The sequence below is a fragment of the Pseudarthrobacter polychromogenes genome (assembly GCF_014644495.1).
GTDB classification, from domain to species: Bacteria; Actinomycetota; Actinomycetes; order Actinomycetales; family Micrococcaceae; genus Arthrobacter; species Arthrobacter polychromogenes.
Map to the genome: position 1 here is coordinate 143,735 of NZ_BMKU01000003.1, position 14,447 is coordinate 158,181.

Genomic DNA, 14,447 nt, shown 5'->3' on the forward strand with positions numbered 1-14,447 from the left:
TACTGCTTCACCCAGACAAGGAGCATCATGTCCGTTCCCGGAAACCAAGGTTTCAACACCCGCGCCGTCCACGCCGGCCAGGCCTTCGAGCCCCGCACCGGCGCTGTGGTTCCGCCCCTGCACTTCAGTTCCACGTACGCCCAGGACGGCATCGGCGGGCTCCGCGAGGGCTACGAGTACGGCCGCGGCGGCAACCCCACCAGGGACGCCCTGCAGGAACAGCTCGCGGCGCTGGAAGGCGGCACCCACGCCTACAGCTTCAGCTCCGGGCTGGCCGCCGAGGATTCGCTCATCCGCGCCCTGATCCGCCCCGGCGACCACATTGTGCTGGGCAACGACGCCTACGGCGGCACCTACCGCCTCATCAGCCGGGTACTGGGCGGCTGGGGAATCGGCAACACCCCGGTGGACATGGCAGACCTCGACGCCGTCCGGGCGGCGGTGGCCGCCAACAAGACCCGGTTCGTCTGGGTGGAGACGCCGTCCAACCCGCTGATGAAGATCACGGACATCGCGGCGCTCGCAGGAATAGCGCACGACGCCGGTGCCCTCCTCGTGGTGGACAACACCTTCGCTTCCCCCTACCTGCAGAACCCGCTCGCCTTGGGTGCCGACGTCGTGGTCCACTCCACGACGAAGTACATCGGTGGGCATTCGGACGTTGTGGGTGGCGCCGTGGTGGTCAAGGATGCGGAGCTCGCGGAGAAGATCGGCTTCGTGCAGTTCGCCGTGGGCGCAGTCTCCGGTCCCATGGACGCTTTCCTCACCACCCGCGGTCTGAAGACCCTGGGGGTCCGCATGGACCGGCACAGCCTCAACGGCCAGGCCGTGGCGGAGTGGCTCCTGGAACGCCCCGAGGTGGAGGCCGTCCTGTATCCGGGCCTGCCGTCCCACCCGGGCCATGAGCTCGCCAGGAAGCAGATGCGGAGCTTCGGCGGCATGGTTTCGGTGCAGTTCAAGGGCGGCGAGGCTGCTGCCCGGAAGGTGGCTGAATCGACGTCCGTGTTCACCCTGGCGGAGTCCCTGGGCGGGATCGAATCGCTGATGAACTACCCGTCCGAAATGACGCACGCCTCGGTCAAAGGCACCGAGCTGGCGGTTCCGGTGAACCTCCTCCGCCTGTCCTGCGGCATCGAGGACGTGGAGGACCTGCTGGCGGACCTGGACCAGGCGTTCGCCGCCATCCCCTAGCCCGGCCGGTTGAACCCGGACGGCACGTCGCGGCAGTCCCCGGATTGAGGGGTTGCTGCGGCGTGCCGTCCCGCGTTAGGCAGGTTCCTACTTGACGGAACCCTCGGTGAGGCCGCCGCGCCAGAAGCGCTGAAGGACCACCATGGCGATGCTGAGCGGGATGATCGAGAGCAGCACGCCGCCGGTGGTCAGCTCGTAGAACTCAGGCAGCCGGTCCACCTGGCTCAGCCAGTTGTTCAGGCCGAGCGTGATCGGGTACAGCCCGGAGTCGGACAGCATCACGAGCGGCAGGAAGTAGTTGTTCCAGATTCCCACCAGCTGGAAGAGGAACACGGTGACCAGGGCGGGGGTGAGGACGCGCAGCCCGATGGTGTGGAAGATCCTCAGTTCGCCCGCGCCGTCCAGCCTGGCCGCCTCGATGAGTGAGGTGTCCACCGTGGCCTGCGAATAGATCCGGCACAGGAACAGCCCAAACGGCGAGACGAGGGACGGCAGCAGCACGCTCCAGTACGTGTTGGCCAGGCCGAGCTGGCTGAAGAGCAGGAAGAGCGGCAGGGCTGTGGCCGTGCCGGGTACCAGTACTCCGCCCAGGATGGTTCCAAAGACCAGGTTCCGCCCGCGGAACTCGTATTTCGCCAGCGCGTAGCCGCCCGCCGCCGCAAAGTAGGTGGCCAGGAGGGCGCCGATGCCGGCGTACAGCACCGAGTTCAGGAACCACCGGATGAAGATGCCGTTGTCATAGCTGAGAACCTGCGCAAGGTTGTCCCACAGCGCAACGGTGGGGGCGAACCAGAACCCGTTGGTGGAGAACAGGTCCTCCGTGGACTTGGTGGCAGCGACCACCACCCAGTACACGGGAATGAGGAAGTACAGGGCCACCACCACCAGCACCGCTGTGACGATGATGGTGGACGGACGGCCCTTGCTGCCGGAACGCCTGGTCCCTGCAGCGGAGGTGCGGGCCGGGGAAGCCGATGTCGACGTCGGGGTCACGGTAGCGGTCATGATGACTTCCTGTTCGTGAATTTGAGGAAGGCGAAGGACAGGACGAAGGCGGCCACGGCTATCAGCACGGCCTGCGCAGCGGCCACGTTGTAGTCGTTGTAGGCAAACGCGGTGGTGTAGGCGCTGAGGTTGGGCGTGTACTGGCTGTCGATGGTGGGGGCCACGGTCTTCAGGACCTGCGCCTCGGCAAAGAGCTGCAGGGTGCCGATAATGGAGAAGACAGTTGTCAGGACGAGGGCGGGCCGGATCAGCGGAAGCTGGATGCTGAGGGCCACCCGCCAGGTGGAGGCGCCGTCCACCTTCGCGGCCTCATACAGCTCCCCGGGTATGGCCTTCAGCTGGGCCACGATGATCAGCATGTTGTAGCCGGTGTAGCTCCAGGTGACGATGTTCGCAATCGACCATAGAACGGTGTTGGCACCCAGGAAATCCGGAGTCAGTCCCACCAGGGCCGCGACGTCGAACAGCGGACTCAGCCCGGGGACGTAGAGGAACGACCAGAGGATGGTGGCAATGACCCCCGGAACGCCGTAGGGGAGGAAGTACGCGGCACGGAAGAAGCCCGGCCATTTGGCGGACGCTGATTCGAGCATGAGGGCAAGCACCGTGCAGAGGACGATCATCACCGGGACCTGCACCACGCCGAAGAGCAGCATCCGCCCGATCGAGGCGACGAAACTCCCGTCAGCCAGGGCCTGGGCGTAGTTGCTGAACCCGGCGAACTCACTCTTGACCCCGGCCTCGCCAAAGAGCCCGCTCCGGGTCACTTTGGTAAAGCTCGAGCCAACGGCAACGAAGATCGGAAGGACGAAGGTCAGGATGAACAACGCCAGGAAGGGTGCCAGCAGGAGCCAGGGCGCGCGGGACGCAGCGCCTGTCCGGTCGCCGCGCTTGCCCGGCCGGGCGGAAGGCTGCGCGGACGCAACCTGCCCCGTCCGCGCGGTGGGTGATGTCGCTGTCATGACGCTTCCTTTCGAATGCTGAGGCCCTTGTTCCTGAAGACGGTCATGATCTGCTGTTCCGCCGCCGCCACCGAATCCACCAGGCTGGTTACTGACGCCTTCTTCCGGAAGCCGTCGCTCAGGATGTTGAAGGACTGCTGGGTGACGGGCCACCAGGACCAGTCCTTGTTCTGCTGCTGGGCCGCCGGCACGAAGATTTCCTGGTGGTAGCTTTGGCCGCCAAAGAACTCCGACGGCGCCTGCCGCGGAGTGCCGATGAAGTCCGGCGACGGCGACCAGCCGATGCCGCTGTTGGTGATTTCGGCGTCGATGCCTTCCCTGGACGTGGTCATCCAGACCGCGAACTCGAGTGCTTCGCGGGGGTGTTTGCTGTTGGCCAGGACCGCTGCGGTGGAACCGCCAAGGTAGCTTGACCCGAATCCGCTCCCGCCCCAGGTGGGCATGGGTGCCACCCGCCATTTGCCGCTGCCGCCGCTGACGCCTTCAATGAGGGCGTCTCCCCAGCTGCCGGACACCACGGAGGCAATGGTTCCCTTGGCGGCTGCAGCGAACCAGCCGGGGGAGTAGGCGCCGAACGCCGTCTGCACAAGGTCCTCATCGATGGCCTGGTCGAAGAAGCGGGCAACCTTCATGGTGGCGTCGTCGGTCATGTTAATGACCCAGCCGTCCTCCTCAGGCCGGAGCCAGCTGGCACCGGCCTGGGCCGCGAAGGCTGTGAACACGGAGGCGTCGCCCAGCGGGAAGCAGTCCAGGTAGACATCCTTTTGGCGCAGTTCGCGTGCCAGGGCTGCCCATTCGTCCCACGTGCCGGGGTTTGTGCCGCCCACCTGGTCCAGGACTGCCGGCTGGTAGAACATGGCCATGGGGCCGGAGTCCTGGGGAATGCCGTACACGCCGCCGGAGAAGCTGACCTGGCCCCACAGGGTCTGGTCGTACAGGTGCGCGTAGTCCTGGGCGCCGTACCGGGCAACATCCACCAGGCCGTTGACCAGCATGAATTCGGGGAGGGACCGCATCTCCACCTGGGCAAGGTCGGGTCCGCCGCCGGCGGCCAGGGCCGAATAGAGCTTTTGGTACCCGCCGGCGTTGCCGCCGGGAATCCACACGACCTCCACCTGGACCTGCGGATGGGAGGCGTTCCAGATATCGGCCACTTTTTGGGCGTCTTTGAGCCAGCACCAGTACGTCAGGGTGATCTTTTCCCCGCTGGCGGCCGGAGCGAGCACCGGTGCTGTGTTGACGGAGCGTATGCCTGGCGTGGCACAGCCGGACAGGAGCCCCACCGCTGCGGTGCCCAGGCCCGCACTCAGGAGCTGTCTTCGCGTGAATTGGGACATTTGCCTTCACCTCATTGTGTCGGATATGTGCCTAAAAGTGTGAAGCATGGCACTTTTTGTTCGGTTCGAGAAAGGCTAACACGAAAACTCGAGTGGTCGCTCGAGTTTTGGTTTATCGGGCGTTACGGCGGGTACACTGGCTTGCCATGAGCACCAAGGAGGGGCCTCAAACTTCCCGCCGGGGACCCTACGCGAAGTCGGCGGAGCGGCGCCGGGCCATCCTGACCGCAGCCCACGCCGTCTTCGCCGCCCATGGGTATCGCGGCAGCTCGCTGCAGGACGTGGCCAACCTCGCGGGCATGAGCCAGACGAGCCTCCTCCACTACTTCCCCTCCAAAAGCGATCTGCTCCTGGCAGTACTCAACTGGCGGGATTCCATCACGGGAGACGGTACCGCGCCGCCGGACCCGGAGGAATCACTTTCTGATGCCGTCCTCCGGCAGGCGCGCTTCAATGAAGATGTCCCGGGAGTCCTTGAGCTCTACACCGTCCTGTGCGGGGAAGCGGTCACGGAGGGGCATCCCGGGCGGGACTACTTTACGCAGCGCTTTGAGCGGCTGCGGCGGAGCTACGCGCGCCAGCTTGCGCAGCTGGCCGGGGAAGGCCGGCTGCGCCCTGGTGTGGATCCGGACACTGCCGCTGCCTCATTGATCGCTCTGTGGGACGGCATCCAGACGCAGTGGCTCCTGGCGCCCGGGAGTGTGGACATGGCCGGCTGTCTCCGCGCTTACCTGGACCTGGTCCTGGTGCCTGAGGAGAACCCGGAGCGTGCTTCAGCCGGGGCACTTCCATTGGCGCCGCTAGGCTGATCCCATGGATTCTTCCCCCGCAGCCGTCCGCCCCGCCGCCCTCATCACCGGGGCGGGCCGGCTCGCGGGCATCGGCGCCGGCATCGCCCGGCACCTCGCCGCCGAGGGCTGGGACCTGGTGCTGGCCTACTGGCAGGACTACGACGCCCGGATGCCGTGGGGGACTGAACCGGACGACGTCGTGCGTTTGACTGCCGAGCTCGAAGCCATCGGCGCCCAGGTCCACGTGCTGTCCGCGGACCTCCAGGACCCCGCCGTGCCCGACCGGCTGGTGGCGGAGTCCGTGCAGCTGGCGGGCCCGCTGCAGGGCATGGTCCTGAGCCATGCCGAGTCCGTGGACTCGGGGATCCTGGACACCAGCGTGGAATCGTTTGAGCGGCATTTTGCCGTGAATACGCGGGCCAGCTGGCAGCTGATTGCCGCGTTCGCTCGGCAGGCAACGGACGACGGCGGCGCAATCGTTGCGCTGACCAGTGACCACACAGCGTTCAACCTTCCCTACGGTGCCTCGAAGGGCGCGCTGGACAGGATCGTTATTGCCGCCGCGCGGGAGCTTGGACCGCAGGGCATTTCGGCGAACGTGCTGAACCCGGGCCCGGTGGATACCGGCTGGATGGACGACGAGGTCCGGGCAGCGCTGACGGCCCAACAGCCCACGGGACGGCTGGGAACACCCGCCGACGTTGCAGGAACCGTGGGGTTCCTGCTCTCGCCCGCCGGCCGCTGGGTCTCCGGCCAGCTCATCAAGTCCGACGGCGGCTTCTCCGCCTGACCCCAACTAGGTAGCGCTAAGTGTCGTATTGGGGCTCCAAAACGACACTTAGCGCTACCTAGTTGGGAGGGGAAGTCAGGGTCAGCGGAACGCGTTGATGCCGGTGATGTGCTGGCCAAGGACCAGGGTGTGGACTTCGTCTGTGCCCTCATAGGTGCGCACCGATTCCAGGTTGGCCGCATGGCGCAGTGGGGAGTAGTCCAGCGTGATGCCGTTTCCGCCGAGGATGGACCGTGCCTCCCGGGCCACCGTGAGGGCTTCCCTGACATTGTTCAGCTTGCCCAGTGAGATTTGCTCGGGCCGCAGGACGCCGGCGTCCTTGAGCCGTCCCAGGTGCAGCGCCAGCAGGGTCCCCTTCTGGATCTCCACCAGCATGTTGACCAGCTTCTCCTGGGTCAGCTGGTAGGCGGCCAGCGGCTTGCCGAACTGCAGCCGCTCCTGCGAGTAGGCCAGTGCTGACTGGTAGGAATCCCGGGCGGCTCCCATGGCGCCCCAAGCGATGCCGTACCGTGCCTCGTTCAAACAGGTAAATGGGCCGCGCAGGCCACGCGCCGCCGGCAACAGCGCCTCCGGACCCAGCCTGACGTCGTCGAACACCACATCGCACTGGATGGACGCGCGCATCGACAGTTTCTGCGTGATGGGGACGGCGGCGACGCCGGGGGTCCCCGCCGGCACCAGGAAGCCGTGCACGCCGTCGTCGGTCATGGCCCAGACCACCATCACCCCGGCCACCGAAGCGAGGCCGATCCAGCGTTTGGCGCCGTTCAGCACCCAGCCGGCGTTGTCCCCGGCACCGTCCCGCCGGGCGAGCGTGGCCATGGAGGAAGGATCGGAGCCGGCTGAAGGCTCGGTCAGGGCGAAACAGCCGATGACCTCGCCAGCAGCCATCCGGGGGAGCCACTCCTGTTTCTGGTCCTCGGAGCCCCACTTATGGATGGCGGTCATGGCCAGCGAGCCCTGCACCGAGACAAAGGTGCGGATCCCGGAATCGCCGGCCTCAAGTTCCATTGCGGCCAGGCCGTATTCGACGGCGGTGCGGCCGGGGCAGCCGTAGCCCTCCAGGTGCATTCCGAGCACCCCCAGCTCGCCCAGTTCCGGCGCGAGCTCCAGGGGAAACACGGCGTCGTCGTACCACCGGGCGATGTTTGGCCTGATCCTCTGGGCCGTGAAGTCCCGGACTTTCTGCTGGATTTCCTGCTCGCCGGGGGTCAGCAGGGTATCCAGGGCAAGGACGTCCGAGGGATCCGGGTTCATGGCTTCGCCAGGAAGTAACCTCGGGTTGCCGGCAGGAACCGGCAAACCACAGCCAGCACCACACCCAGGGCCAGCAGCAGCACGCCGCTGACAAATGCCCCGCCGATCCCGAAGATCTGGGTGTCGCCGTAGGCCGGGTCCCACATCTGCACCGCCGAGATGAAGAAGGCGGCCGTCAGCAGGAGCGCACCGACGAGCGGCAGGATGCCCCGGAACCACAGGTTGCGCGCCGAATGCCGGAGGGTGCCGCGGAAGTACCAGAAGCACGCGAAGCCGGTGAGCGCGTAGTAGAAGGCGATGAACAGGCTGATGGCGCTGATGGAATCGGAGAGCAGGTTCTCGCTCAGGAAACTCATGGCCACGTAATAGGCGATGGCGGCCGCCCCCATGACCTGGGTGGAGAACCCCGGAGTCTGGTTCTTCGGGTGCACCTGGCCGAACCTGGCCGGCAGGGCGCCGTGGACGCCCATGGACAGGGTGCCCCGTGCCGTGGGGAGGATGGTGGTCTGGGTGGAGGACAGGACCGAGGCAAGGACGGCGACGACGATCAGCCAGCCCCAGGGGCCCAGCACCACGTCCCGCATGGCCAGGAAGACGTCGTCCTGGTTGGCCTCGTTGCCCAGCCCAATGCCCTCCGTGCCCACCGTGGCGTACATCATCACCAGGAGCGCCACGGAGACATAGATGGCCACGAGGATGGAGGCGGAGATCACCGCGCCGCGGCCGGGGGTGGTTGAAGGGTTCTCTGTTTCCTCATTGACCGCGAGGCAGGTGTCCCAGCCCCAATAGATGAAGAGCGCCAGGAGCGCGCCGTGCACCACGGCACCGGGATCCGCGAAGGCACCCACCGGGTTGAACCATTCAAGGTCGAAGGCCTGGATAGAGGTGTCTCCGGCGGCGGAACCCGCAACGATCCGCACCACGATGGCCAGGGCAAAGATGCCCAGGGAGATGTATTGCACATAGGTCAGCACCCGCTGGACGTGTTCGCCCAGCCGGATGCCCCGGTAGTTGACCAGCGTCATCACGGCGATGAACAGGACGCCCGTTGCGGTCACCACTGCCGTGTTGTCAGCCAGGGAGCCGTCGCCCACCAGGAGCCACAGGTACTGGCCCGCCACCTGTGCCAGGTTGGCCAGGACCACGATGCCGGCGAGCGCCACGCCCCAGCCGCCCAGCCAGCCCGCCCAGGGTCCGAACGCCCGCCGGGACCAGGTGAAGGTGGTGCCGCAGTCCGGAATGGCGCTGTTCAGTTCGCGGAACGCATACGCGATGAAGAGCACGGGGATGAAGCCGAGCAGCAGGATCAGGGGAGTGTAGTTGCCGTTTACGGCCACGATGAGGCCCAGGGTTGCGGCCAGCGAGTAGACGGGTGCCGTGGAGGCCAGCCCCAGCATCACAGAGTCGCCGAGGTCCAGGATCCCGGCGCGGAGCCCCTTGGCCGGGACGGTGGCGCCCGGTGCGCCGCCCGGGCCGCCCGTCGTCGTGGTTCCTGTGCTCATGCTGTCACCGGGTTCATAGTGCGATACCTGCTTTGTTGGAGGAGGCCTCGGCCGAAAGCGGCGCCGGCGCGTCAACGGTGTTGGGCACAAAACGGCAGAAGTAGTCCGTGACCGGGCCATCCGATTCCCGGATGCCGCAGCCTACGGACTCGCCGTCCACCACCCACAGGCCCAGGACGGGATGGTTGCCGTCGAAGTCGGGCAGTTCCTGGTACTGCTGGTAGCACCAGCCCTCGCGGCCGTAGCCGCCGGGCTGCTCAAGGCTGATGCCCTGGGCATGGATTCTGATGTTGTCCCCTTCGCGGCCGTGCAGGGGCTTGGCCACCCATTCCTGGAGGGGACCCGGCTCGTTAAGGTAGGCCGGCAGCAGGTTGGGGTGCTGCGGGTACAGATGCCAGAGGGCGGCCAGGAGCGCCTTGTTGGAGAGGAGCATTTTCCAGGCGGGTTCAACCCAGCGGGGATTGTGGGCGCGTTCCAGAAGACGGTGCCCGAAGGGTTCCTTCATCATCAGCTCCCAGGGGTAGAGCTTGAAGATGGTGCTGATCATGAAGTTGTCCAGGTCCACGAACCGGTTCAGGTTGGGGTCCCAGCCGATGTCCGACATGTTGATGCCGATGGTGGTCCAGCCTGCCTGGCTGGCCACGTCCCGCATGTAGGCAGCCGTCATCCAGTCCTCGCCGGATTCCTCCACCTCCGAGTGGGCAACGTGCAGGGTGCTCATGCCGGTGCGGTACTGGACCTTTTTCCACTGCCGGATCAGGGCCTCGTGGATGCCGTTCCACTGGTCCTTTTCCGGGAAGACGTCCTGCAGCCAGAACCACTGCGCCACTGCCGCCTCGATGAGCCCGGTGGGGGTGTCCGCGTTGTATTCGAGCATCTTGGCGGGCCCGCCCTGGCCGTCATAGATGAAGTCGAAGCGGCCGTAGACGTCTACGTCCCCGGCCTGCAGGGACTCTGCAGCCAGTTCCAAAGCCTGCGGGCCGATGCCGATATCGCCCATGGCGCCGGTGGCCAGGAACTTGGCCGCTTCCACGCACATCCTGTGCATGTCCTCGGCCGCCAGCTCGAGGTCCTCCACCTCGTCCGTGGTGAATTCGTAGTACGCGGACTCGTTCCAGTACTCGATCCGCCGCCCGTCGTCCATGGTGGTGGTGGAAAAGACCAGGCCCTGTTCCTGGATCTTCTGCTTCCAGTCGGGCCTGGGCTCCGACAACAGCCGCTTCACACTCAGCCCCCCACTTTGCTGCTGCCGCCGCTTGTGCCGCTCTTCGCGGTGGTACCGAAACCGCCGCGGCTGACGGTGCCGCCCTGGGTGCTGTACCCGGTGGAGGCCTTTGCGCCGCTGGGAACGGTCCTGGTGTAGGTGGGGGCGGTTGAGCGGTTCTGCCCGACGGCGGGAACGAACGCGCCGCGGGAGAAGAAGTACCAGGCGTAGATGCCGCCGCTTCGGCCGGCAGAGCTGTTGCAGTTGGTGTCCTCCACGCGCTCGCCGGTTTCGTCGTTGAAACACACCTGGGCGTACTCGGGATCATCCTGGTTGCTGGCCACCACAGCCGTGATGGTGCCGGCGAGCAGCGCCGTCACGCCCAGGCCCACCACCACGGTGCGCCGCTGCGAGCGTTTCTTCTTGGCCGCCGCCTCGTTGAGCTGCCTCTCCCGGTCGCGGGCAAACGGGTCCACGGGAGTAACAGGCTCGCTGAGCAGTTCAGGCCGCAGCTCCGGTTTGGGTACCTGCCAGGGCGGAGGCTTCGCGCCGGCCCGGCCGTCGTCGTGCCCGCCGGCCCGGCCGCCGTCAGGCTGGTTGCCGCTTGCCCGCCCGTGCTCCGGGTCTTTGTTCGGGTCCATGGCGTCCCCTTCAGTAGTCCACGTGAATTGGGCACAGCGCTGCACCCCCAATTGCAATCCTGAACTCAGCGTAGTCCCTGCCGGTGCCGGCTGCGAGCAGCACAGCGGATAGCGCATGGGGGAGAAGTCCCCATGCCGGCAGCTGCGGCCTGCAGGGGGTCGCGGACCCTACACTGGTGCCATGGAAACCGCCTCCGTAGTTGCCGTCTGCCGTGTCCACCAGCTCCTGCCGGATACATCCAACGTGGGCGTGACGGCCATCGACAAGCGTCCGGCCGAGGGGCCGGTCAAGGTTCACCGGCTGGGCCTCCAGGGCGACATCCAGGCGAACCGGGTACATCACGGCGGTCCGGACCAGGCCCTGTATGCCTATTCGCAAGAGGACGCGGACTATTGGGCCGGGGAGCTGCAGCGGGAACTGCCGCCTGGAATCTTTGGCGAAAACCTCCGGGTGGCGGGCATCGACGCCACGGGAGCGGTGATTGGCGAACGGTGGAAGATCGGCCTCAGCCTTGAAGTCGAAGTCACCTCGCCGCGAACGCCCTGCGCCACCTTCCAGCGCCGGATGCGGGAGCCGCACTTTGTCAAGAGGTTCACCGAGGAGGGCCGCGTGGGCACCTACCTGCGCGTTATCAGGACCGGCACCATCCAAGCCGGGGACCATATCCACCGGCTGTATGTTCCGAAGCACGGCGTTACCGTGGGCAGGTGGTTCAGCGAACCGGACGGAGAGTCGATGGAAGCGTTGCGCGACGCCGACGCCGACGGCGAGATCCGCCTGCAGCAGCCCGAGTTCAAACAAAAGTTCGAGGCGCTGGAACGGCAGCTGGGCCGGTAGCCACAGGCTGAAGCGGCTGGAAGGGAAGCGGTGTGCGCAAGCTCACCGCCGTCGTCGTACGTTCAATTTCCGCTGCGGCAGGTGCGTACCTTACACTTGAAACATCCCCCACTCCGGAAATCCCTTATTCCTGCCCAATTTTTGAGGCAGGACTGGCAAGTGTTGGGGCCCGCACAAGCGATGCGGGCATTTTCATAGGGAGAGCCGGCTAAAGAAAACGCTGTACAGACTGCTGGGATAGCAGCCAAGAGATGCAGCGGGAAGTCCTGCCACGGGATTGCGAAAGCGCCGGACTTCTGTGACCGGCCGGTCAATGTTTGCCCGGCATCCACGGCACACGTACTGCGGCTCCGCTCACCTCGGGTAGTGCCGCCTGGCCCCCTATGGATGAGGAATACTTCCCTATGCCCGAAAATCACAACGACGCCACCGCTGAAGCAGCAACTGCCAGCATCGAATTCACTGAGCCCGCTGCCCCCGCAGCCGAGGCCGCACCGGCACCCGCCGAAGCCCCCGAAGAAGCTCCCGCCGCCAAGGCTGACGAAGCCCCGGCCGCTCCCGCCGCCAAGGCTGACGACGCCCCGGCCGCTCCCGCTGTGGAAGCTCCCGCCGCTCCCGCCGCCAAGGCTGAGGAAGACGAAGAAGAAGGCATCCGTTTCGCCGACCTCGGCATCGACGGCCGAGTCCTCGCCGCACTGCAGGACGTCGGCTACGAGAAGCCGTCCCCCATCCAGGCAGCAACCATTCCGCTGCTGCTTGAAGGCCGCGACGTCGTGGGCCTGGCCCAGACCGGCACCGGTAAGACTGCAGCATTCGCAGTACCGGCACTGTCCCGCCTGGCCGAGCTCCACGACCTCAACGGCCCGTCCCGCAAGACGCAAGCCCTGGTCCTCGCTCCGACCCGCGAGCTGGCGCTCCAGGTTGCCGAGGCATTCACCTCGTACGCCAAGCACATTGACGACTTCACGGTCCTCCCGGTTTACGGCGGCTCCGCCTACGGCCCCCAGCTCGCTGGCCTGCGCCGCGGTGCCCAGGTTGTCGTCGGTACCCCCGGCCGCGTGATCGACCACATCTCGAAGGGTTCCCTGGACCTGTCCGAACTCCAGTACCTGGTGCTGGACGAGGCCGACGAGATGCTGCGCATGGGCTTCGCTGAAGACGTGGAGCAGATCTTCCAGCAGACTCCGTCTGACCGCCAGGTTGCCCTGTTCTCGGCCACCATGCCGAGCCAGATCCGCCGCATGTCCAAGCAGTACCTGAACAACCCGGCCGAGATCTCCGTCAAGTCCAAGACCACCACCGGCGCCAACACCCGCCAGCGGTACCTGCAGGTCATGGGCCCGCACAAGCTCGATGCCCTGACCCGCATCCTTGAGGTTGAAGAGTTCGACGGCGTCATCGCGTTCGTGCGCACCAAGATGGCTACCGAGGACCTGGCTGACAAGCTGAAGTCCCGCGGTTTCCAGGCCGCCGCCATCAACGGCGACATCCCGCAGCAGCAGCGCGAGCGCACTGTGGACGCACTGAAGGAAGGCCGCATCGACATCCTCGTGGCCACCGACGTCGCGGCCCGCGGCCTTGACGTGGAGCGCATCAGCCACGTCATCAACTACGACATCCCGCACGACACCGAGTCCTACGTGCACCGCATCGGCCGCACCGGCCGTGCAGGCCGTTCGGGTGACGCCATCCTGTTCATGACGCCGCGCGAGAAGTACCTGTTGCGTTCCATCGAGAAGGCCACCCGCCAGCCGGTGGAGCAGATGCACCTGCCCACGGCCGAGAGCGTGAACACGCTGCGCCTGGGCAAGTTCGCCGAGCGCATCACGGAAACCCTCGCGTCCGAGGACGTTGCTCCTTTCCGCGACCTGATCGCCTCCTACGAGGAAGAGCACAACGTTCCCGCTGCGGAGATCGCTGCAGCCCTTGCCGTCATGGCACAGGGCGGCCAGCCGCTGCTGGTGAAGGAACTGCCCGCAGCTCCCGAGTTCCAGAAGCGCGAGCGCTCCAAGGACGGTTTCGGCTCGCGTGGACCGACCCGTACGCTCACCGAGGGCAACGCTACCTACCGGATCGCCGTGGGACGCCGCCAGCGCGTCATGCCGGGCTCCATCGTGGGCGCCATTGCCAACGAGGGCGGCATCTCCTCGGCCCAGATCGGCGGCATCGACATCCGCTCGGACCACTCCCTCGTGGAGCTCCCGGCGGACCTGAGCCCCGAGCAGCTGCGCGCCCTGTCCCGCACCCGGATCGGCGGCGAGCTGATCCACCTTGAGCTGGACAACGGCCGCAAGCCCTCCGGCGACCGCGGCTCCTACCAGGGCAACCGCGGCGGTGACCGTGGAGGCAACTTCAAGGGCAACGGCGGGTTCAAGAAGGAATTCCGGAAGTCCGACGGCGAGCGTTCCTCCGCTGACCGCGGCGGCCGCTCCTACGGCGAGCGTTCCTCCTTTGGTGCTGACAGCGGCGCCAGCCGCGGCCAGGCCAGCGACTCCCGTTTTGGCGGCCACGGCGACGGCTCCCGCAAGCCGCGCCACGGCAACGAGGGCGGCCAGCGCGACTTCAACCGCAAGGGCAAGTGGTAAATCCGTCAGCTTGCTGACAAGGCGCCTGTGGGCCGGCTTTCGAGCCGGCCCACAGGCGTTTAAGGCGTGCAGTAGTGAATGTCCGACGGCGGACAGTGGCGGGGGAGTGTGAACCTCCGGCCGCCCCTTCTTCACCTGCCCCCTCCCGTGAGTTTTTGTCCAGATATGCAGACTCCGAGTGCGCCAAAGTCTGCATATCTGGACAAAAACTCGAGGGGGAGTGTGGGGATCGACACATTCTTGTTGCGGGCCCCCAGGAAAAGGCTCCGGCCCGGGCAGCCCGCGCTGGTTGCAGGGTTCCCGTTCCCCTGATTTTCCGGCATTTTTCGGCTGATAGGGCGCTC

General features: G+C 66.3%; 12 protein-coding genes. 5 read left to right on the plus strand and 7 right to left on the minus strand.

What is annotated here, in order from left to right; translation table 11 throughout:
* Positions 1-27 precede the first annotated feature (27 nt).
* A complete protein-coding gene (locus IEX43_RS06220; RefSeq protein WP_188809553.1) occupies positions 28-1,191 on the plus strand; it encodes a cystathionine gamma-synthase in 1,164 nt (387 codons plus the stop codon).
* An 87-nt stretch (positions 1,192-1,278) separates the two neighbouring features.
* Here IEX43_RS06220 and IEX43_RS06225 read toward each other — a convergent pair whose 3' ends face one another.
* The 3 genes from IEX43_RS06225 to IEX43_RS06235 are packed head-to-tail and all read right to left on the minus strand — an operon-like array spanning position 1,279 to position 4,495.
* Positions 1,279-2,196, minus strand: coding sequence for a carbohydrate ABC transporter permease (locus IEX43_RS06225; RefSeq protein WP_188809554.1), 918 nt, complete (start codon positions 2,194-2,196; stop codon positions 1,279-1,281).
* Positions 2,193-3,158 (minus strand): carbohydrate ABC transporter permease, encoded by a 966-nt coding sequence (locus IEX43_RS06230; protein WP_188809555.1) that lies wholly within the window; start codon positions 3,156-3,158, stop codon positions 2,193-2,195. Before IEX43_RS06230 ends, IEX43_RS06225 begins: the two co-directional genes overlap by 4 nt.
* Positions 3,155-4,495, minus strand: a complete 1,341-nt coding sequence (locus IEX43_RS06235; protein ID WP_188809556.1) for an ABC transporter substrate-binding protein — start codon at positions 4,493-4,495, stop codon at positions 3,155-3,157. Before IEX43_RS06235 ends, IEX43_RS06230 begins: the two co-directional genes overlap by 4 nt.
* Before the next feature lie 146 nt (positions 4,496-4,641).
* Between IEX43_RS06235 and IEX43_RS06240 the strand changes: the two genes are divergently transcribed.
* On the plus strand, positions 4,642-5,304 hold the full coding sequence (locus IEX43_RS06240) for a TetR/AcrR family transcriptional regulator (protein WP_188809557.1): 663 nt from the start codon (positions 4,642-4,644) through the stop codon (positions 5,302-5,304).
* Between the two features lie 4 nt (positions 5,305-5,308).
* Positions 5,309-6,076, plus strand: coding sequence for an SDR family oxidoreductase (locus IEX43_RS06245; protein WP_188809558.1), 768 nt, complete (start codon positions 5,309-5,311; stop codon positions 6,074-6,076).
* A gap of 81 nt (positions 6,077-6,157) precedes the next feature.
* Here the strand turns inward: IEX43_RS06245 and IEX43_RS06250 are convergent, their stop codons facing one another.
* From IEX43_RS06250 to IEX43_RS06265, 4 genes are read right to left on the minus strand one after another with little or no spacing between them, the layout of a single operon-like run.
* Positions 6,158-7,333: an acyl-CoA dehydrogenase family protein gene (locus IEX43_RS06250; RefSeq protein ID WP_188809559.1), complete on the minus strand. Its 1,176-nt coding sequence runs from the start codon at positions 7,331-7,333 to the stop codon at positions 6,158-6,160.
* Positions 7,330-8,835, minus strand: coding sequence for an APC family permease (locus IEX43_RS06255; protein WP_188809560.1), 1,506 nt, complete (start codon positions 8,833-8,835; stop codon positions 7,330-7,332). Before IEX43_RS06255 ends, IEX43_RS06250 begins: the two co-directional genes overlap by 4 nt.
* Positions 8,836-8,848: 13 nt before the next feature.
* A complete protein-coding gene (locus tag IEX43_RS06260) occupies positions 8,849-10,060 on the minus strand; it encodes a glutathionylspermidine synthase family protein (RefSeq protein ID WP_188809561.1) in 1,212 nt (403 codons plus the stop codon).
* A gap of 2 nt (positions 10,061-10,062) precedes the next feature.
* Positions 10,063-10,680, minus strand: a complete 618-nt coding sequence (locus IEX43_RS06265; protein WP_188809562.1) for a Tat pathway signal protein — start codon at positions 10,678-10,680, stop codon at positions 10,063-10,065.
* Between the two features lie 181 nt (positions 10,681-10,861).
* Here IEX43_RS06265 and IEX43_RS06270 point away from each other — a divergent pair, with 181 nt between their 5' ends.
* Positions 10,862-11,518 (plus strand): MOSC domain-containing protein, encoded by a 657-nt coding sequence (locus IEX43_RS06270; RefSeq protein ID WP_188809563.1) that lies wholly within the window; start codon positions 10,862-10,864, stop codon positions 11,516-11,518.
* Positions 11,519-11,922: 404 nt separating this feature from the next.
* Positions 11,923-14,103 carry a DEAD/DEAH box helicase gene (locus IEX43_RS06275; RefSeq protein ID WP_188809564.1) on the plus strand — a complete coding sequence of 727 codons (2,181 nt, stop codon included), beginning with the start codon at positions 11,923-11,925 and terminating at the stop codon, positions 14,101-14,103.
* Positions 14,104-14,447: the final 344 nt, after the last annotated feature.

What these genes read in the sequence shown, in the direction of transcription:
- IEX43_RS06270 (WP_188809563.1), top strand. Translation starts at nt 10,862, where the DNA reads ATGGAAACCGCCTCCGTAGTTGCCGTCTGCCGTGTCCACCAGCTCCTG.
- IEX43_RS06250 (WP_188809559.1), bottom strand. Translation starts at nt 7,333, where the DNA reads ATGAACCCGGATCCCTCGGACGTCCTTGCCCTGGATACCCTGCTGACC.
- IEX43_RS06235 (WP_188809556.1), bottom strand. Translation starts at nt 4,495, where the DNA reads ATGTCCCAATTCACGCGAAGACAGCTCCTGAGTGCGGGCCTGGGCACC.
- IEX43_RS06245 (WP_188809558.1), top strand. Translation starts at nt 5,309, where the DNA reads ATGGATTCTTCCCCCGCAGCCGTCCGCCCCGCCGCCCTCATCACCGGG.
- IEX43_RS06240 (WP_188809557.1), top strand. Translation starts at nt 4,642, where the DNA reads ATGAGCACCAAGGAGGGGCCTCAAACTTCCCGCCGGGGACCCTACGCG.
- IEX43_RS06265 (WP_188809562.1), bottom strand. Translation starts at nt 10,680, where the DNA reads ATGGACCCGAACAAAGACCCGGAGCACGGGCGGGCAAGCGGCAACCAG.
- IEX43_RS06275 (WP_188809564.1), top strand. Translation starts at nt 11,923, where the DNA reads ATGCCCGAAAATCACAACGACGCCACCGCTGAAGCAGCAACTGCCAGC.
- IEX43_RS06255 (WP_188809560.1), bottom strand. Translation starts at nt 8,835, where the DNA reads ATGAGCACAGGAACCACGACGACGGGCGGCCCGGGCGGCGCACCGGGC.
- IEX43_RS06220 (WP_188809553.1), top strand. Translation starts at nt 28, where the DNA reads ATGTCCGTTCCCGGAAACCAAGGTTTCAACACCCGCGCCGTCCACGCC.
- IEX43_RS06230 (WP_188809555.1), bottom strand. Translation starts at nt 3,158, where the DNA reads ATGACAGCGACATCACCCACCGCGCGGACGGGGCAGGTTGCGTCCGCG.
- IEX43_RS06225 (WP_188809554.1), bottom strand. Translation starts at nt 2,196, where the DNA reads ATGACCGCTACCGTGACCCCGACGTCGACATCGGCTTCCCCGGCCCGC.